Annotated in this window: 19 protein-coding genes; 12 read left to right on the top strand and 7 right to left on the bottom strand. The window is 70.9% G+C overall.

All coding sequences use genetic code 11. The features are described 5' to 3' along the window. Positions 1-35 precede the first annotated feature (35 nt). The 4 genes from ACQPWU_RS22175 (at position 36) to ACQPWU_RS22160 (ending at position 2920) form a co-directional block, all read left to right on the top strand. Entirely contained in the window at positions 36-614 is a 579-nt protein-coding gene (locus ACQPWU_RS22175) for a TetR/AcrR family transcriptional regulator (RefSeq protein ID WP_433442940.1), read from the top strand. Further along, on the top strand, positions 607-1026 hold the full coding sequence (locus ACQPWU_RS22170) for a thioesterase family protein (protein WP_433442938.1): 420 nt from the start codon (positions 607-609) through the stop codon (positions 1024-1026). Before ACQPWU_RS22175 ends, ACQPWU_RS22170 begins: the two co-directional genes overlap by 8 nt. 189 nt (positions 1027-1215) lie before the next feature. Continuing rightward, positions 1216-1794 carry a TetR/AcrR family transcriptional regulator gene (locus ACQPWU_RS22165; RefSeq protein ID WP_433442936.1) on the top strand — a complete coding sequence of 193 codons (579 nt, stop codon included), beginning with the start codon at positions 1216-1218 and terminating at the stop codon, positions 1792-1794. Next, positions 1778-2920: an alpha/beta hydrolase family protein gene (locus tag ACQPWU_RS22160; protein ID WP_433442934.1), complete on the top strand. Its 1143-nt coding sequence runs from the start codon at positions 1778-1780 to the stop codon at positions 2918-2920. Before ACQPWU_RS22165 ends, ACQPWU_RS22160 begins: the two co-directional genes overlap by 17 nt. 78 nt (positions 2921-2998) lie before the next feature. Here the strand turns inward: ACQPWU_RS22160 and ACQPWU_RS22155 are convergent, their stop codons facing one another. Continuing rightward, entirely contained in the window at positions 2999-3799 is an 801-nt protein-coding gene (locus ACQPWU_RS22155; protein ID WP_433442932.1) for an alpha/beta fold hydrolase, read from the bottom strand. A 59-nt stretch (positions 3800-3858) separates the two neighbouring features. Continuing rightward, positions 3859-4419 carry a TetR family transcriptional regulator gene (locus tag ACQPWU_RS22150; RefSeq protein WP_433442930.1) on the bottom strand — a complete coding sequence of 187 codons (561 nt, stop codon included), beginning with the start codon at positions 4417-4419 and terminating at the stop codon, positions 3859-3861. 90 nt (positions 4420-4509) lie between these two features. Here ACQPWU_RS22150 and ACQPWU_RS22145 point away from each other — a divergent pair, with 90 nt between their 5' ends. Continuing rightward, complete coding sequence (locus tag ACQPWU_RS22145; protein WP_360713933.1) at positions 4510-5259, top strand: SDR family NAD(P)-dependent oxidoreductase; 750 nt, start codon at positions 4510-4512, stop codon at positions 5257-5259. A gap of 62 nt (positions 5260-5321) precedes the next feature. On the opposite strand, the gene ACQPWU_RS22140 is transcribed toward ACQPWU_RS22145, so the two are convergent. Then, a complete protein-coding gene (locus ACQPWU_RS22140) occupies positions 5322-6773 on the bottom strand; it encodes an MFS transporter (protein ID WP_433442927.1) in 1452 nt (483 codons plus the stop codon). Positions 6774-6872: 99 nt separating this feature from the next. Between ACQPWU_RS22140 and ACQPWU_RS22135 the strand changes: the two genes are divergently transcribed. Further along, positions 6873-7304 (top strand): MarR family winged helix-turn-helix transcriptional regulator, encoded by a 432-nt coding sequence (locus ACQPWU_RS22135; RefSeq protein WP_433442925.1) that lies wholly within the window; start codon positions 6873-6875, stop codon positions 7302-7304. A 19-nt stretch (positions 7305-7323) separates the two neighbouring features. Here ACQPWU_RS22135 and ACQPWU_RS22130 read toward each other — a convergent pair whose 3' ends face one another. Continuing rightward, positions 7324-8376: an alcohol dehydrogenase catalytic domain-containing protein gene (locus ACQPWU_RS22130; RefSeq protein ID WP_433442923.1), complete on the bottom strand. Its 1053-nt coding sequence runs from the start codon at positions 8374-8376 to the stop codon at positions 7324-7326. Next, complete coding sequence (locus ACQPWU_RS22125; RefSeq protein ID WP_433442921.1) at positions 8373-9578, bottom strand: mandelate racemase/muconate lactonizing enzyme family protein; 1206 nt, start codon at positions 9576-9578, stop codon at positions 8373-8375. The genes ACQPWU_RS22130 and ACQPWU_RS22125 overlap by 4 nt, the downstream gene beginning before the upstream one ends. Positions 9579-9693: 115 nt before the next feature. Between ACQPWU_RS22125 and ACQPWU_RS22120 the strand changes: the two genes are divergently transcribed. From ACQPWU_RS22120 to ACQPWU_RS22095, 6 genes are read left to right on the top strand one after another with little or no spacing between them, the layout of a single operon-like run. Further along, a complete protein-coding gene (locus ACQPWU_RS22120) occupies positions 9694-10815 on the top strand; it encodes a cellulase-like family protein (protein ID WP_433442919.1) in 1122 nt (373 codons plus the stop codon). A gap of 14 nt (positions 10816-10829) precedes the next feature. After that, on the top strand, positions 10830-12116 hold the full coding sequence (locus tag ACQPWU_RS22115) for an extracellular solute-binding protein (RefSeq protein ID WP_433442917.1): 1287 nt from the start codon (positions 10830-10832) through the stop codon (positions 12114-12116). After that, on the top strand, positions 12113-12988 hold the full coding sequence (locus ACQPWU_RS22110; RefSeq protein ID WP_433442915.1) for a carbohydrate ABC transporter permease: 876 nt from the start codon (positions 12113-12115) through the stop codon (positions 12986-12988). The genes ACQPWU_RS22115 and ACQPWU_RS22110 overlap by 4 nt, the downstream gene beginning before the upstream one ends. Further along, positions 12985-13794 carry a carbohydrate ABC transporter permease gene (locus ACQPWU_RS22105; RefSeq protein ID WP_433442913.1) on the top strand — a complete coding sequence of 270 codons (810 nt, stop codon included), beginning with the start codon at positions 12985-12987 and terminating at the stop codon, positions 13792-13794. Before ACQPWU_RS22110 ends, ACQPWU_RS22105 begins: the two co-directional genes overlap by 4 nt. Further along, the gene (locus ACQPWU_RS22100) at positions 13791-14927 is read left to right on the top strand and encodes an ABC transporter ATP-binding protein (protein ID WP_433442911.1); all 1137 of its coding nucleotides are present in this window, start codon (positions 13791-13793) and stop codon (positions 14925-14927) included. The genes ACQPWU_RS22105 and ACQPWU_RS22100 overlap by 4 nt, the downstream gene beginning before the upstream one ends. Beyond that, positions 14924-15739: a FadR/GntR family transcriptional regulator gene (locus ACQPWU_RS22095; RefSeq protein ID WP_433442909.1), complete on the top strand. Its 816-nt coding sequence runs from the start codon at positions 14924-14926 to the stop codon at positions 15737-15739. The genes ACQPWU_RS22100 and ACQPWU_RS22095 overlap by 4 nt, the downstream gene beginning before the upstream one ends. Positions 15740-15752: 13 nt before the next feature. On the opposite strand, the gene ACQPWU_RS22090 is transcribed toward ACQPWU_RS22095, so the two are convergent. Beyond that, positions 15753-17003, bottom strand: a complete 1251-nt coding sequence (locus ACQPWU_RS22090; protein ID WP_433442907.1) for a cytochrome P450 — start codon at positions 17001-17003, stop codon at positions 15753-15755. Continuing rightward, positions 17000-18088 carry an NAD(P)-dependent alcohol dehydrogenase gene (locus tag ACQPWU_RS22085; RefSeq protein ID WP_433442905.1) on the bottom strand — a complete coding sequence of 363 codons (1089 nt, stop codon included), beginning with the start codon at positions 18086-18088 and terminating at the stop codon, positions 17000-17002. The genes ACQPWU_RS22090 and ACQPWU_RS22085 overlap by 4 nt, the downstream gene beginning before the upstream one ends. Positions 18089-18139 lie beyond the last annotated feature (51 nt).

Genomic DNA, 18139 nt, shown 5'->3' with positions numbered 1-18139 from the left:
TTGCCGTACCTTTACTGACCTGTCAGTATCGTGGCGTGAGCGATCAACGCGAACTCAGCGCCGCCGGGGAGCGGCTGCTGGAGGTGGCCACCGAGGTCTTCTACGCCGAGGGCATCCGTGCGACCGGCGTCGACACGCTGGTGGCCCGTGCCCAGGTGTCCAAGCCCACGCTGTACGCCCAGTTCGGCTCCAAGGAGCAGCTGGTCGCGGCCGTGCTGGATCGGCGGCGGGCCGCGCGGCAGGCGGCCATGACCGCGTTCCTCCAGCAGTGCGCGAGCGGCGGGGCGGAGCGGCTGCTGGCGGTCTTCGACTGGCTCGCGGAGGGGCACGGACACGAGGCGTTCCGCGGCTGCCCGTTCACCAACGCCGCGGTGGAGCTACCGGATGCGGGGCATCCCGCGCGCGAGGTCATCTCGGCCTACAAGGACTGGCTGCGCTCGACGCTGACCCGCCTGGCGGCGGAGGCCGGTCTGCCGCGGCCGGAGGAGGTCGGCTTCGGGCTGCTCCTGCTCATCGACGGGGCCAACGCCCGGGTGGTGGTCGACGGGGATCGTACGGCGATGCGCAGGGCCAAGCAGGTGGCGGCCAGGATGATCGGAGCCGACCATGCATGAGTTGAAGCCGGGCCTGGAGCACACGTTCAGGTTCCGCGTGCCGGAGAGCAAGATCGTCGCGGCGCTCTATCCGGAGTCGCCGGAGTTCGCGGTCATGCCGCCGGTCTTCGCCACCGGGTTCCTGGTCGGGCTGATCGAGTGGACGTGCATCCAGGCCGTCGTGCCGTACCTGGACTGGCCGCGCGAGCAGACGGTCGGCACGCACGTCGACCTCAGCCACGCGGCGCCCACGCCGCCCGGCCTCGAGGTGACCTGCCGCGTGCGGCTGACCGAGGTGGAGGGGCGACGGCTGCGGTTCGAGGTGGCCGCCGACGACGGGCGCGACGTGATCAGCACCGGCACCCACGAACGCGCGGTCATCGACGCCGCCCGCTTCACCGGGCGCGCCCACGCCAAGGGAGCGCCGGCGTAGTAGCACCGGACGCGGCCGCCGCCATCCGGCGGATCGCGGTCTCCTGCCACGCCGACCGGTCCAGCCATGAGTAGATTTTGAAGCGTCAAGCCGGACTGTCGTCGGCCTGCCGTGGTGCTGTGGCGGATTCCCGGTCCACCGCTGCTGTCAGGTGTACGTTGTACGCCTCGATGGTTTACGGTGTACACCGTGAGCACTTCGAACACAGCGGAGAAGATCGCGGTCGCGGCGCAGACCATTCTCGTGAGCGAGGGCGCTGGGGCAGTGACCATGCGGCGGGTGGCCGACATGGTCGGCGTGTCCCCGATGGCCACCTACAAGCACTATTCGAGTCGCCAGGCGCTTCTCGATGCGGTGGCCGAGCGGGCCTTCCGCGAACTGGCTGAAGGGTGGGGAATCCGGGTCACGACCGGCTCCTGGGAGGACCGGGCGCTCGGCCTCATGGAGGACTTTCTGGACTTCGCCCTGGGGCGGCCGCATCTGTACGGGTTCCTCATGACCGAGCGCCGCCAGCGGGCTCGGCGCTTCCCCGACGACTTCGAAGGCGGCGGGTCGCCGTTCAGCATGCTCGTCGTGCTGGTCGAGGAGGGCATGCGCGAGGGGCTGGTGCGCGAGGACGATCCGCTGGAGGTGACGCTGGCGCTGACGTCGTCCATCCAAGGGCTCGTGCAGCTCTACCTCGGTGGCCGCATCGGCCTGGAGGAAGACAGGTTTCGCGGGTTGTGTGAGCGTACGGCGCGGAGGATCTTCGATGGCATCCGGGAGTGAGCGGCGGCCCCGCTGGAAGCGGAGGGCCTGGGTCGCGGGCGTGGCGGTCCTCATCATCCTGGTCGCGGCGACGGGATCCGGGGCCTGGTTCGGTAGTGAGCAGGCGATCGAGGTTGTGCACTACGGCACGAGCAACACCAGGGTGCTCACCGTGCAGGGTGATCTGGTGACGCTGGAGCAGACGCCGGAGTCCGGCAAGCCTGGCACGTACTGGCTGGAGTGGAGCGGCGCGTACTCGATGCTCGGCGACGTCATGTCCCGCGCTCCGGGCCGGGTGACGCGCAAGGTGCTGCGAGGTCTGACCCCTTCTGTGGGCACTCCCGGCTACTTCGGCAATGTTCCGCCCGGCGATCCCGAGGTCGCCTGGGGGATCGGCTACACCGAGATCATGGTCCCCACGGAGCTCGGACCCGCGCCCGCCTGGTACGTGCCCGGCAAGGGCGCCACCTGGGTCGTCGCCGTTCACGGGCAGAACGGGCGGCGCAAGGCGGAGTTGAAGATTCTGCCCGTCGTGCACCGGCTCGGGCTGCCCTTCCTGGACATCAGCTACCGCAACGACGAAGGGGCGCCTTCCTCGCCCGACGGGCTGCTGCACCTGGGCGACACGGAGTGGCGCGACCTGGAGGCCGCCTTGCGCCAGGCACGGACGATGGGGGCGCGGCGGTTCATCCTGTACGGCACCTCGATGGGCGGCCAGATCGTCGGGCAGTTCCTGGGCAGGTCATCGCTCGCGAACCTGGTCGACCGCGTCATCATGGACGCGCCCATGATCGACGTGCGGATGACCGCGGAACAGGGCGCCAAGAACTTCCATCTGCCCGCCTTCGTGGCGGGGCTGTCGAACCAGGTCATCGAGTGGCGTACCGGGGTCGATACGGACCGGCTCAGCCTGATCCGCCACCCGCCGAAGATCAGGCCGCCCCTCTTGCTGATCCACACCGTTCCCGACACCGACCACCCGATCCAGGAGGCGCGCGACCTCGTCGCCACCGGCAGGCGCCTGGGCTGGAAGATCCAGTTCGAGCCGTTCGCGCAGGGTGAGCACACCGAGGCGTGGAACGTGGATCGCGCCCGCTACGACCGGCTCGTGCGCGACTTCCTGTCCCCGGCCCGGACCGTCCTGTAGAGACCGTCAGACGCGGGGCCGACGCCAGGAGCGCTCGGAATACGGCGTCGGCGCCGCGGCCGTCACCCGCTGTGGCCTCTACGTTGAGCCTTTCCCGGGCGCGACGAACGACAGCACGGCCTCGGTGAACGCGTCGGGGCGCTGCTCGGGCAGGCAGACGCCGGCACCGCCGATCACCTTCAGCTCGCATCCCAGCGCCTCCGCCAGGGCCGGCTGGTCAGGCAGCGAGTACGCGTCGTCCGCGCCGCACACCAGCAGGGTGGGAGTGCGCACGAGCGGCAGCCGCGACGCCATCTCGTACGCGTTCACGGCGGCGTGACCGTCCTGGAGCCGGTCCACGACCTGCAGGGCGTCGATCACGAACCGGGTGAGGTCGGCCTCCTGGCCGGCGTCGTAGAAGCCGCGCCGCTGACGCCACAGCTCGGTGACGTGAGCGCCGTCGGGTGCCGGCTGGACGTGATCGACCGGGGGCCGCCCGCGCATCCGTTCCCGGCGTCCGGGCGTGACGTGCGGCATCGCCGAGAGCACCAGCGCCGACAGCCGCGACGGGTCGCGGGCCGCCACCTCCAGAGCGATCACTGCGCCCGTGTGGTGACCGACCAGGGCGACCTGGGAGAGGCCGAGCGCGTCGAGCACCGCCTCGACGCCGTCGGCGAAGCGCTCGATGCTGAACTCGCCGGTGCGGGCCGACTGCCCGAAGCCGAGCGTGTCCAGCGCCATGGCGTGCGCGTGGCCGCCCGCGATCGGCAGCACGCGGATGTACTCGGTCCACGACCGCGGGGTCTGGTGCAGGAACAGCACCGGCGGGCCGCTCCCGCATTCGGCGAGGTGCATCTGGCCTAACCAGGTGTCCACGTATCGGCGCCGCACGCTTGTCATCGGTCACCACCGTTCTGCTGATGCCGGCCTCCGCAGCGGATGCTAGCCGAGGACCGGCCTCAGGGCTCCATGCCTTTGCGGAGCAGCGCCCACACCCGACCGGCGACCTCGCGCCGGCGGGGCGCCGGTGCCTTGGCGAGAGCCCCGGCGAGCATGCCGACGACCAGCACCAGATCGTCGGCCGTGACGTCATCGCGGACGGCTCCCGCGCGCCGGGCGTCGGGGAGCATGCCCGTCAGAAGGTCCGCCACGCGATCGCGCACCTCGAGGATGCGGGGGTCGGGGTCGATCGGGGGCATGGTGACCATGTCGATGAACGCGGTCGAGGCGATGGTCTGCTCGGTGATCAGGGCCAGCACGTCGTCGAGGGTGGTGCCGGGCTCGGCGGCCAGCGCCTCCAGCTGGGTGACGCCGTCCTCGAACACGGCCAGCGCGAGGCTGACGCGGTCGGGGAAGTGCCGGTACAGGCTGCCCTGGCCGACCCCCGCCGCGCGGGCGACCATGCTGAGCGGCGCGTTGTATCCGGCGCTGGCGAAGACCTCGCGAGCCGCCGCTATCAGCGCCGCCCGGTTTTCCGCGGCGGCGCTCGGTCCTCTGTTCGGTCGACGGGAGTCCGGCACAGCGGTTATGGTAGCAACCGGACAATCTTGTCCGGTTGTTGCGCCGCAGATGGACGGGGCTCGGCACCCGCTGATTGGAAGGACGGACTCTTGAGCACCTTTGACAGCAAGGTGGCCCTGGTCACCGGAGCGGGGTCCGGGATCGGCCGGGCGATGGCCGTGGCGTTCGCCAAGGCGGGCGCCCGCGTCGTGGCCTGTGACGTCAATCCGGAAAGCGCCGAGCAGACCGCCGCCGCCCTCGGGGACGTGGCCGTCGCCGTGTCCGCCGACATCGCCGACGAGACCTCGGTCGCGGCGCTGGCCGAGGCCGCGATCAGCGCATACGGGCGCATCGACGTGCTGTGCAACAACGCCGGGATCATGGACACCATGGCGCTGCCCGCCGACATCCCCCTCGAGCTGTGGGAGCGGGTGCTGCGGGTCAATCTGACCGGCACCTTCCTGGTCACGCACGCGGTCCTGCCGCACATGCTGAGCCAGGGCGGCGGGGCGATCGTCAACACCGCGTCGGAGGCCGGGATCCGCGGCGGCGCCGCCGGTGCCGCCTACACCGCGTCCAAGCACGGCGTGGTCGGTCTCACCCGCAGCGTGGCCTGGGCGTACGCCAACGACGGCATCCGCTGCAACGCCATCCTGCCCGGTCCGACCATGACCAACATCGCCACGAACACGTCCTTCGACCCGATCGGCGCCACCCGGCTCGGCCCTGTGCTCTCGCTCGGCGAGCGCATCGCCCAGCCGGAGCAGATGGCCGACGCCGCCGTCTTCCTCGCCTCCGACGCCGCCTCGTTCATCAACGGCGCGATCGTCCCGGTGGACGGCGGCTGGTCGGCTGCCTGACCGCCGTCGCACCACCCGGCCTCAACGTGGATCCTTCACCATGAGGCCGGGTGGTGGCGGTCCTAGTGCGTGGGGACCTCGCGGCCGGATTCGGCGGGCTCGCCGGAGGACACCGGGCGCGCGGCGGCGCGGCGGCCCGGGATGGTCAGGACGATGAGCGCCGCCACCAGGGCCACGCCGCCGCCGATGATGAAGCCGGCCCGAAAACCGGCTTCGGACGGCAGCGTCACGGGACCGAGCTTGATCGTCAGATTGGCCAGCACCGCCCCGAGCACGGCGCTGGCGCAGGACGTGCCGATCGAGCGCATCAGGCTGTTGAGGCCGTTGGCGGCGGCCGTCTCGGTGAGTGGCACGGCGCTCATGATGATGGACGGCATGGCCGCGTAGGCGAAGCCGATCCCGGCGCTGACCACGGCGGAGAAGACCAGGACTCCCCACGCCTCACCCATCAGGGCGAGCGCCAGGAGGTAGCCGGCGGCGATGATGACCGTGCCGAGCAGCAGGGACGTCTTGGGCCCCCGGGCGCCCGACAGCCGCGCCGCCACGGGCGAGATCGCCATCATCATCAGCCCGGCCGGCGCCATCCACAGGCCGGCCTCGACCATCGAACGGCCCAGGCCGTAGCCGGTGGCCGCGGGCAGTTGCAGCAACTGGGGCGTGATCAGCGACATCGCGTACATGGCGAAGCCGATGACGATGGAGGCCAGGTTGGTCATCAGCACCTGGCGGCGCACGCTGGTGCGCAGGTCGATCAGCGGCGCGGGCCTGCGCAGCTCCCACCATCCCCACAGCAGCAGGATCACCGCCGAGGCGGCGAACATGCCGAGCGTGGTGCCGCTCGTCCAGCCCCAGTCGCTGCCCTTGGAGATCGGCAGCAGAAGCAGGACCAGGCCGGCCGCCAGTCCCGCCGCCCCGACGAAGTCGAAGCGTCCCGGCGACTTGACCGGCGACTCCGGCACGATCAGCAGGATCAGGAAGCTCATCAGCAGGCCGAGCCCGGCCGCACCCCAGAACAGCGCGTGCCAGCTGACGTACTGGGCGACGAGCGCGGCGGCGGGCAGGCCGAGCGCGCCGCCCACGCCCAGCGAGGAGCTCATCAGCCCGATGGCCGAGCCGAGCCGCTGCGGCGGCAGGACGTCACGCATGATGGCGATGCCCAGCGGGATCACGCCCATGCCGAGCCCCTGCAGCGTACGGCCGGCCACCATGGGGGCCAGCGAGTTGGCGGGCGCGCACACCAGGGAGCCCACGGCCAGCAGGAGCGCGCTGACCACCATGACGCGGCGCTTGCCGTACAGGTCGCCGAGCCGTCCCGATACGGGCATGGCCACCGCGCCGGCCAGCAGGGTCGCGGTGATGGCCCAGAACGAGTTGGCGGTGGTGGTGTGCAACAGGGTCGGCAGCGTGGCGATGAGCGGGACCATCAGGGTCTGCATCAGCGAGACCGTGATGCCCGCCGCCGCCAGGACACTGATGATCGCTCCACTGGGCGGGGCGGCGCGCGTCGAACTCATGAGTTCTCCGAATCTCGCGAGGATATGCACGATGCATATGGCGTGTATCCTACAGTTCCCTATATAGAGGGATATTCGAGACACGGTCGGGAGGTACTCGTGCGCGAGGAGATCGTTCACATCGAGCGCGAGCTCATGCTCATCGGCCGCTACAAGGAGCTGGCGGCGGCGGCCGCGCCTCCCAAGGAACGACGGCTCGAGCGCGGCAGCAGCTACATCCTGCTCAGCCGGCTCGAGGCCGAGGGGCCGATGTCGATCGGCCAGCTCGCGCAGGCCTTCAGCCTCGACACCTCCACCGTCAACCGGCAGACCGCCGTCCTGCTCCGCGACGGCCTGGCCGAGCGCATCCCCGACCCCGAGGGCGGGATGGCACGCAAGCTGCGCATCACCGAGGAGGGGGTGCGCCGGGTCGCCGGCGAGCGCGAGTACCGGCTCGACGGCCTCGCCGCTGTCCTGCAGGACTGGACCCCGCGGGAGCTGGCCGCCTTCGCCGAGGGCCTGGCGCACTTCAACGCCAGCATCGAGCACTGACCTCCGGGGACGGCGTTTCTCAGCCGCGCACGCTCGCGACGTCGACGATGGTCTTCAGGAGGTCGCGTGGCGGGCCGGCCAGGCCGCGCCGTACGGCTTCCGGCAGCGGGACGGTCTGCACGGGCAGCTGATCGACGCGAACGTGCCCGCTGTGCAGCAGGGCGACCGCGCCGCGCACGTCGGTGTCCCACCGGTGCGAGGCCGACCCGACGACATGCTTCTCCCCCAGCACCACGTCCAGCGTGGGAAAGGCGGCCGGCTCCGGCGTGACGCCGAGCAGGACGGTGGTGCCGCCGCGGCGGCACAGCGACAGTGCGTCCGCCACCGCGGCGGCCGTTCCCGCGCTCTCCACCACCACGTCGGCGCCACGGCCGCCGGTCAGCTCGCGAACGGCGGCGTCCGCGGCGTCGCCGGGAGCCACGCCGGCCAGCCCACACGAGCCGGCCAGCCCGCGGCGGCCCGGGTCCGGATCGACCGCGACGATCGCCGCCGCGCCGCGGCACCTGGCCACCTGGGCGACCAGCAGTCCGATCGCGCCGGCCCCCACGACCGCGACCACGGCGCCGGACACGTCCCCGGCCTTGTCCAGCGCGCGCACGGCGACCGCCGCGGGCTCGGCGAAAACGGCGACATCGGCGGGCATGCCGTCGGGCAGCGGGACGCAGCGAGCAGCCGGCGCCACCAGGTACTCCGCCAGCCCGCCGTCGTCCTGCAGCCCGAGCGCGGCCCCGCGCTCGCACAGCGGGTACTCCCCGCGAGCGCACCACCAGCACCGGCCACAGCCCAGCACCACGTCCGGCACGACCGGGGTGCCGGGTGCGAGCGTGACGCCCTCGCCGGGTTCCGCCACCACGCCGACGACCTCGTGGCCGAGGGTGAGCGGCGCCGCCCGGCCGGTCAGCGGGTGCGGCGACACCGGCACCACGATCGGGCCGGCCTCGTACTCCTCGATGTCGCTGCCGCAGATGCCGCAGAGCGTGACCGCGATCAGCACCTCGCCGGGGCCCGGCCTGGGTACGTCGACGTCGACCAGCCGGACGTCGCCGCGCCCGTACCAGCGCAGCGCCTTCATCCCCGGGACCCCGTCAGCCGGGTCGTCACGCCGGGACGTTCGGTGAGGCCGTCGGCGAGCTCGACGCCCAGGCCGGGCCGCCCGTCCAGGCTCACCCGGCCGTTCTCCACCCGCGGCAGGCCGGTCGCCAGCTCCTGGTACCAGGTGTGGCGGAACGCGCGCACGCTCTCCTGCACCAGCGCGTTGGGCTGGCTCAGGGCGAGGTGGACGCAGGCCGCGAACGAGACGGGCCCGGTGCAGTCGTGCGGCGCGAACGGGAGGTCGTACGAGTCGGCGAGGGCGGCGATCTTGCGGGCCTCGGTCAGCCCGCCCGTCCAGCCGATGTCGACGATCGCGACCCGGATCGCCGAGCGCTCCAGCAGCGCGCGGAACGAGCGCTGCCCGGTCAGCGTCTCGCCGGTGGCGAGCGGCACGGAGGTCGCGGACTGCAGCGTGGCATAGGAGGCGTGGCTGTCGGACCGCAGTGGGTCCTCGATCCAGTACGGGGCGAACCGCTCGAGCTCTCTGACCAGGGCGAGCGCGGCGTGCAGGCTCCAGAGCCCGTGCAGCTCGACCATGACGTCCATGTCAGGGACGGCGTTCTTGATCTCGTCGAGCACCCGCAGGCCGGCACGCAGGTCGGCCTGCTCCAGCCGCATGCCGCCGGTGCGCTCGGCCGCCTCGTCGAACGGCCACACCTTCATGGCGCGAAGACCCTCGTCCCACAGTTCCTTGGCCAGCTCTCCCGGCCGTTCGAGAAAGCCGCGCAGGTCCTCGTACGGCGACGTCTCCGCCAGGCCCCAGTTGGACACGGCCTGGCGCGGCTCGTCCTTGACGTACGAGGGCCCCGCGCAGGTGTTGTAGACGGGGAGGCTGTCCTGGTAGGGCCCGCCGAGCAGGGTGGCCACCGGCTGGCCCGCGACCTTGCCGAGCAGGTCCCACACGGCCATGTCGATCGCCCCGTTGCCGCGGGTCTCCACCCCGCTGCCCTGGAAGCCCACGTGACCGGTGAGCAGCCGGCGCAGCCGCTCCGGGCTGGGCAGCGGCGCGCCCACGAGGAGCGGCGCGACGGTCTCGTGCAGGTACGCCTCGACCGCTTCCGCCCCGAAGAACGACTCGCCGAGGCCTGTCCGGCCGTCGTCGGTGTGCAGCCGTATCAGGAGCACGTTGGGCTGAATCAGGCATCGGATGGTCTCCAGGCCGCAGACGGCTCGGGTGCTCATGATTCGAGGACCATATCTGGTCAGACCAGAAGGCCACAAGGCCTTGACAGAACCGTAGCGGCCAGGGAAGCTCTTGCAATCTGGTAAGACCAACGTCGGGACGGATGTTGAGGCTATGACGTTGACCAACAGTCCCTTAGCGATCACCATGTGGGACTTCTCCTGGCTGGAGCGGCGCTGGGACGGCGCCGGCTACCAGGACTGGGACCGCGCGCTCGACGAGCTCGTCGAGCGGGGCTACGACGCGGTGCGCATCGACGCCTTCCCTCATCTCGTGGCGGCCGATCCCGAGCGGACCTGGCGCCTGCTGCCCGTGTGGCACTTCGAGGCGTGGGGCGCCACCGAGCCGGTCTCTGTACGTGTGCTGCCCGGCCTGCTGGAGTTCATCCGGGCCTGCGCGGCCCGAGGGCTGCGGGTGGCGCTGTCCTCCTGGTTCAGGAAGGACGAGCTCGACATCCGGTCGAGGATCCGGACCGCGGCAGACCTGGCCGGCGTCTGGGACGTCACGCTCTCGGCGATCGAGAGCGCCGGGCTCGCCGACGCCGTCTACTTCGTCGACCTGGTGAACGAGTGGCCGCTCGCGATGTGGGCGCCGTTCCTGTACGGCAACGACCCGGACGCCGCGACCCTGTCGCGAGGCGACGAGGTCGTGCGGAGCTGGACCCGTGAGGCCATCGGCACCCTGCGTGCGGCCCATCCGCAGTACCGCTACACGCTGTCCATCGCCACCGAGACCACCGGCGCGGACGGCGAGGACCTCTCCGAGCTGGACCTGATCGAGCCGCACGTGTGGATGACGCCGCAGGCCACCACCGACTTCTACGCCCAGATCGGATACGACCTCCACAACTCCCAGTTCGACCCGCGCGCCTACGAGCCGCTGTCGGGACCGGCCGAGCGCCTGTACCGGACGGACCCACAGCGGTGGGCCGGCAGCCTGACAGACCACATCGGAAAGGTCGCCGAGTGGTCGCGGTCGGCCGGCAAACCGCTGGTGACCACCGAATGCTGGGGGATCGTCAACTACAAGGACGGCCCCGGCCGCGACTGGGGCTGGGTCAAGGAACTGTGCGAGGTCGGCGTACGCGCCGCGCTCGCCACCGGCCGCTGGGAGGCGCTGGCCACCAGCAACTTCTGCGGCCCCCAGTTCGCGGGCATGTGGCGCGACATCGCCTGGCACCGGCGCATGACCGACGCCATCCACGCGGGGGTAACCGAGTTCGCGGCCGTCTCCTGAGAGGAACCGGACAAATGAGTACTATCCCCCGCCGAGACCTCCTGCGTGCCGCCGCCCTGCTGGGGGTGGCGAGCCCGCTGGCCACCGCCTGCGGTTCCGGCGGCGAACCGGTCGGCTCCAAGGAGGCCGGGCCGCAGGGCCCGGTCGTCGCCTGGATGCACCATGAGGAGGCGAACGACAAGTACTTCAACGCCAAGATCGCCGAGTATCAGCGCCAGTTCCCGAAGGTGACGATCAAGCCGCTGTACGTCCCGATCGCCAACCTCGACACCAAGCTCTCCACCGCGTTCACCACGGGCTCGCCGCCGGACCTGATCAAGGTCGGCGCCTGGACCCTCGCCGAGCGGGCCTCGAAGGGGCAGGTCGCCCCGCTGCCGCCGGCGGAGTTCGGGGCGGGCTCCATCGACGAGCTCAAGAGCAAGTTCGACACCAACGCCTTCGCCGCCCTCACCTACAAGGACCAGGTCTACGGGATACCGATCGACTTCAACTCGGTCCACCTGTGGTACCGCCGCGACCGCTTCGAGCAGGCCGGGCTCGACCCCGACAAGCCCCCGGCCACCTGGGAGGAGGCCGAGGAGTTCGGCCGGAAGCTCACCACGGGCTCCCAGGTCGGCCTCCAGTGGCAGCTCGCCGACAACATCTGGGCGATGCTGAACTTCCTCCCGCTGATCAACGGCCTGGGCGGGCGGATCGTCGACGAGGCCTCGGGACGCGGCGGCCTGAACACCCCGGAGGGCATCCAGGCCCTGGAGTACTACGGCCGTCAGGGCGACCCGAAGCTGAGCGACCCGGTGGGCGCGTTCGGCCTGTTCGCCAAGGGCACCTCGGCCATGCTGGTGTCCGGCCGGTTCACCTCCAGCCTCATCCCGGCGCTCAACCCCAAGGCCAAGCTGGGCGAGACCTTCGACAGCGCCGTCGTGCCCTCGTGGGCGGGCAAGGAGAAGGTGGCCTCCGGCTACTCATGGGGGTGGATGGTCGCCAAGAAGGCGAAAAATCCGTATACGGCCTGGCATTTCGTCAACTGGCTGACCAACTCCGGCAACGTCGACCAGCAGCTGGCCACCACCGGCCTGGTCACCCCCGCGGCTGGCTGGCAGAAGCTGCCCAGCGCCCGCGACAAGGCCAGCCAGCAGCTCGAGGAGCAGCTCGCGTACACCGACTTCGGCCCGGTGCTGCCCCAGTGGACGGAGACCATCAAGGCGCTGCTCGACGCGCTCGAGTCCGTGATCCACAAGCAGCGGCCGGCGAAGGACGCCGCGGTCGCCTTCGACGACGCGGTGGGGCGGATACTCAAATGACGCGGAAGGGCACCATGCCCTCGACGGTGGCCGCGGTCGAGGCCCGCGCGGGCGCGGGCCTCGCCGCCCCGGCGATCGTGTACTTCGTCCTGTTCTGGGCGCTGCCCGCGCTGGCCGCCCTGTATCTGAGCTTCACCTCGTACGACCTGGCGGGCACCCCGCAGTGGGTGGGCCTCGAGAACTACCGCCAGATGTGGGCGAACGACGAGTTCTGGGCCAGCGTGCGGGTGACCCTGCTCTACACGGTCTTCGCGGTGGGCCCGACGATCGTGATCGCCCTGGTCGTGGCCGTGCCACTGGCCAAACCTGGCCGGTTGCGGGCCTGGCTGCGCGGCCTGGTCTTCATCCCCGCGGTGATGCCGCTGGTCGGCGCCACGGTGCTGTGGCAGGTCATCTACTCGACCGGCGGTCTCGCCGACACCCTCGTCGGGGCCCGCCCGTGGCTCACCGACTCCGGCTACGCCATCTGGGCGCTGCTCGTGATGGTCATCTGGAAGTACGTCGGCCTCTACGTGATCATCTTCGTGGCCGGGCTGCAGGCCCTGCCCGCCAACGTCTTCGAGGCCGCCGCCATCGACGGCGCTCGCGCGCTGCGTACCTTCTTCCTCGTCACCGTGCCGCTGCTACGCCGCACCTTCACCTTCGTGATCGTGGTGGCCGTCACGGGAGCCATGCAGTCCTTCGTCCCCGCCTACCTGCTGACCAAGGGCGGGCCGGTCAACGCCACCCAGGTGCTGCCCCTCTACCTGTACAACAACGCGTTCGCCTACTCCCGGTTCGGCTACGCGTCGGCGATCGCGATCGTCCTGCTCGTGGTGCTGCTCATCTTCGCCTTCACCCAGTTCAAGCTGATCAGGAGTGACGAGGAATGAGAATCCGCCGCGCGCTCACCGTCGTAGCCCTCCTCGGCTTCGTGGCGCTGATGCTGCTGCCGCTCTACTCCATGATCGTGCTCGCGTCGGCACCGGACGACAGCGACCTGTCCGGGCTGCGTTTCCACGGTTTCGCGCTGTTCGACAACCTCGGCGAGATCATGACCGACGGCCGGTTCCCGCGCTACCTGCTGAACAGCATCCTGATCGCGTCGGCGGTCTCCGTGCTCGACGTGGCGATCTCGGCGGCCGCCGGATACGCGCTGGCCCGGCTGCGGTTCCCCGGCCGGGAGGCCCTGCTCAATCTGGTGGTCGTCGCGCTGTCCCTCACCCCGGCGGTCGTCATGATCCCGGTGTTCGTGGCGCTCAGCGAGATCGGCTGGCTCAACAGCTACCAGGGCCTGATCGCGCCGTTCGTGGCCAGCGCGCTCGGCGTCTTCCTGGTTCGCCAGTTCGCGCTGGGCATCCCGGCGCAGATGCTGCACGCCGCGCGGGTGGACGGCGCCGGCGAGCTGCGCATCTTCTTCTTCATCGCGGTCCCCCTGCTGCGCCCTGCCCTGCTGACCGTGCTGCTGCTGCAGTTCCTCGCCCAGTGGGACAACCTGATCTGGCCCCTGATCGCGGCCAGCGAGCAGGAGCTGTGGACGCTGCCGCTCGCGCTGTCGTCGTTCGAAGGCGAGCACGGAATCGTCTACCACCTGCAGACCGCCGCCGCGCTGCTGTCGATCCTGCCGCCGCTGGCCCTGTTCGCCGTGCTGCAGCGCTACTACGTCTCGGGCCTCACCCTCGGAGGAATCAAGCGATGACCGACGGTATCCGCATCGAGCGGGTCACCAAGCGTTACGGCAACCAGGTGCTGTTCACCGACATCGACCTGCACGTGCGCGATGGGGAGTTCCTGGTGATCGTCGGCCCGTCCGGGTGCGGGAAGTCCACGCTGATGCGCATCGTGGCCGGGATCGAGCCGGTCACCGCCGGGCGGGTGACGGTCGGCGGCCGTGACGTCACCCACGCCCACCCGGGCGAGCGCGGGATCGGCATGGTCTTCCAGGACTACGCCCTCTACCCGCACCTCAGCGTCGAGGGCAACCTGGCGTTCGGGCTTCGGGCCCACCACACGCCGAAGGACGTCATCCGGCAGCGGATCGCCGACACCAGCCGCGTGCTCGGGCTCGCCGACCAGCTCAAGAAGAAGCCGGGGCAGCTCTCCGGCGGCCAGCGCCAGCGGGTCGCGCTCGGCCGCGCCATGATCCGGGAGCCGGCCGCTTATCTCATGGACGAGCCGCTGTCCAACCTGGACGCGGCGTTGCGCGTGCAGATGCGTGCCGAGCTGATCGAGTTCCACCGCCGGACCGCGGGCACGGTCCTGTACGTGACCCATGACCAGGTCGAGGCCATGACCATGGGCGACCGGGTCGCGGTGCTCAACGAGGGCGAGTTCGCGCAGATCGGCACCCCGACCGAGATCTACGAACAGCCGGCCACCGTGTTCGTCGCCACGTTCCTCGGCAGCCCGCGGATGAACCTGCTCGACGCCACCGCGCGTGCGGGCGCGGACGGGGCCCAGCTGTCCAGCGGCGACCTGCTCTGGCGGTTGCCGCCCGGGGAACTGCCGGACGACCTGCCCGATTCGGTGCAGATCGGCTTCAGGCCGGAGTCCGTACATGTGCGTGCCGACGCGGGGTCACCGGCCGTCGAGCTCGACGCGACGGTGTCGTACCGGGAGAATCTCGGCAACGAGAGCATCCTGCATCTCCGCGACCGCGTGGGACGGCCGATCGTCGCGCGCGTCCCGCCGCGCACCGGACCGCGTGACGGCGAGCGCGCGACCTTCCACGTACCGCTCACCGATCTGCACCTCTTCGGTCCGGACGGGCGGGCGTGCTGGCACGGCACCCGGCTCGCCACCGGCGGCGAGCCGCTACCGTGGTCGGCATGACCGCTGATGGCGGAAAGAAGCCGTCGCCTGAGAGCATGACCGCGGAAAGTGGTAAGACCACGCCGGCAGCGCTGATCGCCGTCCTGGAGGACCGGATCCTGACCGGCCATTGGGCCGCCGGCGTGCGGCTGCCGTCGGAGCGCGACCTGGCGACCGAGTTCGCGGTCAGTCGCCCGGTCATCAGGGAGGTGCTCCGGACCCTCCAGGAGCGGGGACTGATCGAGGTCTCGCCGCAGCGCGGCAGCTTCGTGCGCCGCTACACGGCGGAGAACCTGATGCGGCCGATGTACCTCGCGGCCCGCGCCGCCGGGGTGACAGCCCGCCAGCTCATGCGGGCGCGCGTCATGCTGGAGACCGAGGCCGCGGGCCTGGCCGCCGTCAACGCCACCAAGCGGGACCGTACCGATCTGCTCCGCGTCCACCAGCTCTTCGCCCGGCCCGGTGACGTGCACGCCAGGGCGCGGGTCGACCTCACCTTCCACGAGACCATCGCCAGGGCCTCGGGCAACCCGGTCATCCACATGATGTTCACCTCGATCCAGGACCTCACCTACGGGCTGATGCTGCGCAGCCTCAGCGACCGCGAGGTGCGGGAGGCCGGCGAGCCCCTGCACACCGTAATCCTGGAGCACATCCTCGACCGCGATCCCGACGGCGCGCGCGAGGCGATGCGACGCCACCTCGGCCTCGCCGAGGAGTTCTACGGGCCCGACATGGACGCCAACCTCGCCGAGGTCATCGAGCACCAGCTCGGCTCGCCCGCGACGCCGTCCGGCGACGACCTCATGGCGGACCTGCGCACGCCTTCATGACGTCGCACGGCCCTCATTTGCGCAGCTTGTACCGGATGGGCAGGTGCTTGATGCCGCCGACGAAGGTCGTCGCGGTCCATTCCGGCCGTCCGGCGAGCTCGACGCCGTCGAGGCGGGGCAGCAGCTCGGCGAACAGGGCCCGCAGCTCCATCCGGGCCAGCGCCGCGCCCAGGCAGTAGTGCACGCCGAACCCGAAGGCGAGGTGGCGGTTGGGGTCGCGGCCCACGTCGAAGGCGAACGGGTCGGTGAACACCTCCTCGTCGCGGTTGGCCGAGGGATACGACAGCAGGACCGACTCGCCCTCCCCGATCGGCACCCCGTTCAGGGTGGTGTCGGCCGAGGCCGTGCGCATGAACTCCTTGACCGGGGTGACCCAGCGGATCATCTCGTCCACCGCCAGAGGCAGGAGGCCGGGGTTCTCGCGCAGGCGGACGAGCTGGTCAGGGTGCTCGATGAGGGCGTGGAGCCCGCCTGCGACGGTGGAGCTGGTGGTGTCGTGGCCGGCGGTGGCGATGATGACGTAGTAGGAGGTCGTCTCCAGGTCGTCGAGCGGCTTGCCGTCCACCGTGGCGTTGGCGATGGCGGAGGCCAGGTCGTCGGTCGGGTGGGCGCGGCGGGCCGCGGTCAGCTCCTGGAAGTAGGTGAAGAAGTCCATCATCACCGCGAACGAGTCCTCGGGGCTCTCGCCACGCCTGTTCTCCGCGTCCGCGCCGCCGAACAGCTCCTGGGTGAGCTTGAGCATGCGCGGGAAGTCGGACTCGGGCAGGCCGAGCAGCGAGAGGATCACGTACAGCGGGTAGTGCACCGCGACCTGGGTGGCGAAATCGCATTCGCCTCCGTAGCCGGCCATGCGGTCGACGTAGCGGCGCGCGAGGTCCTGGACCCGGCTCTCCAGGGCGCGCATGGCCTTGGGGCGGAACCAGTCGGCGCCGACCGCGCGGACCACCCGATGCTGCGGATCGTCCAGGTGGATCAGGGTCTTCAGCGCGAAACCCTGCGCGGCCTGCTCCCTGGCCAGCCGGTCGAACTCGCTCTTGGCCAGGACCGGGCGCGGCTCGTTGAGCCACAGGGCGTTGTCGCGCTCGATCTGCATGACGTCGGCGTGGCGGGTGACGGCGTAGAAGGGGCCGTATCCGGGGGCCCGCACGTGGTGGACCGGGGACTCCCGGCGCAGCAGGGTGAGCGCCTGGTGCAGCCGGGTCTCGTCGGTGTACGAGACGGGATCGGCCAGCATGAGCCCGGCCTGCTCGGCGGTCATGTTCATGGAGAGACTCCTGCTCGGGGACGCAGGACGGGCTTGATCGTCGCGCCGCTCGCGGAGTCGCGTTCGGCATCGTTGATCTCGTCCAGCGGGTAGGTGCGGATCAGCCGGTCGAAGGGGAAGCGGCCGTGCTGCCACAGCCGGATCAGCCGGGGGATGAACTCTTGGGGCACGACGTCGCCTTCGAGGATGTAGCGGAGGCTGCGCCCGGCGAGCGCCAGCGGCTCCAGCGTGATGTCGCCGCCTCCGGTGCCGACCAGGCCGCACGTCCCGCGCGGGCTCAGCACTCCGACGGCGGTGCGCACCACGCCGGGCACGCCGGTGGTGTCGAAGGAGTAGTCGACCTCGCCCGTCAGGGCTGCCAGGTCGGGATCCGCGCCGTCGATCGCCCGGGTGGCGCCGAGCTCCATGGCCAGCTCGCGCCGCCCGGCGTGCAGGTCGATCGCGACGATCTCGTCGGCGCCCGCGACCTTGGCCGCCATGACCGCCGCCAGACCCACCGCTCCGGTGCCGAACACCGCGATGCTGGAGCCCGGGCGCACGTTCAGGGCGTTCAGCACCGAGCCCGCCCCCGTCTGCATGCCGCAGCCGAGCGGCCCGAGCAGCTCCAAAGGCAGCGAGGGATGAACGGTGACGAGGTTGCGCTCGGTGGCGACGGCGTGCGTGGCGAAGGAGGACTGGCCGAACCAGCGGGCCGCGACCGGCCCGCCGCCGAGGTCGGTGGCGCCGCTCGTCCCGTCGGTCCGCACCCCGCTGAGGTTCCGCGCCATGAACTCGTCGCAGTACGGGGCCGCCCCGGTCAGGCACTGGGCACACCAGCCGCACGAGTCGTAGCTCATCACGACGTGGTCGCCCACCTTGACGCGGGTCACCCCTGGCCCGACCGCCTCGACGACGCCCGAGCCCTCGTGCCCGAAGACCATCGGCATCGGCAGCTCCGGCAGGCTCCGGAAGAGCACATCGGTGTGGCACATGCCCACGCCGGCCACGCGCACCAGCACCTCCCCCGGCCCCGGCTCGCCCAGCTGGAGATCTTCGACGGTGAACGGCTTGCCCGGATCACGCAGGATCGCAGCCTGTACGCGCATTTCACTCCTTGGCGGTGGCGGCCGGGGTGTCGCTACGTGTCATATCCGGAT

The organism is Nonomuraea sp. CA-141351 (genome assembly GCF_050944675.1).
In the GTDB taxonomy this organism is placed as follows: Bacteria; Actinomycetota; Actinomycetes; order Streptosporangiales; family Streptosporangiaceae; genus Nonomuraea.
The sequence above is the reverse complement of the archived record's forward strand: the minus strand, read 5'-3'. Positions and strand labels throughout refer to the sequence as shown.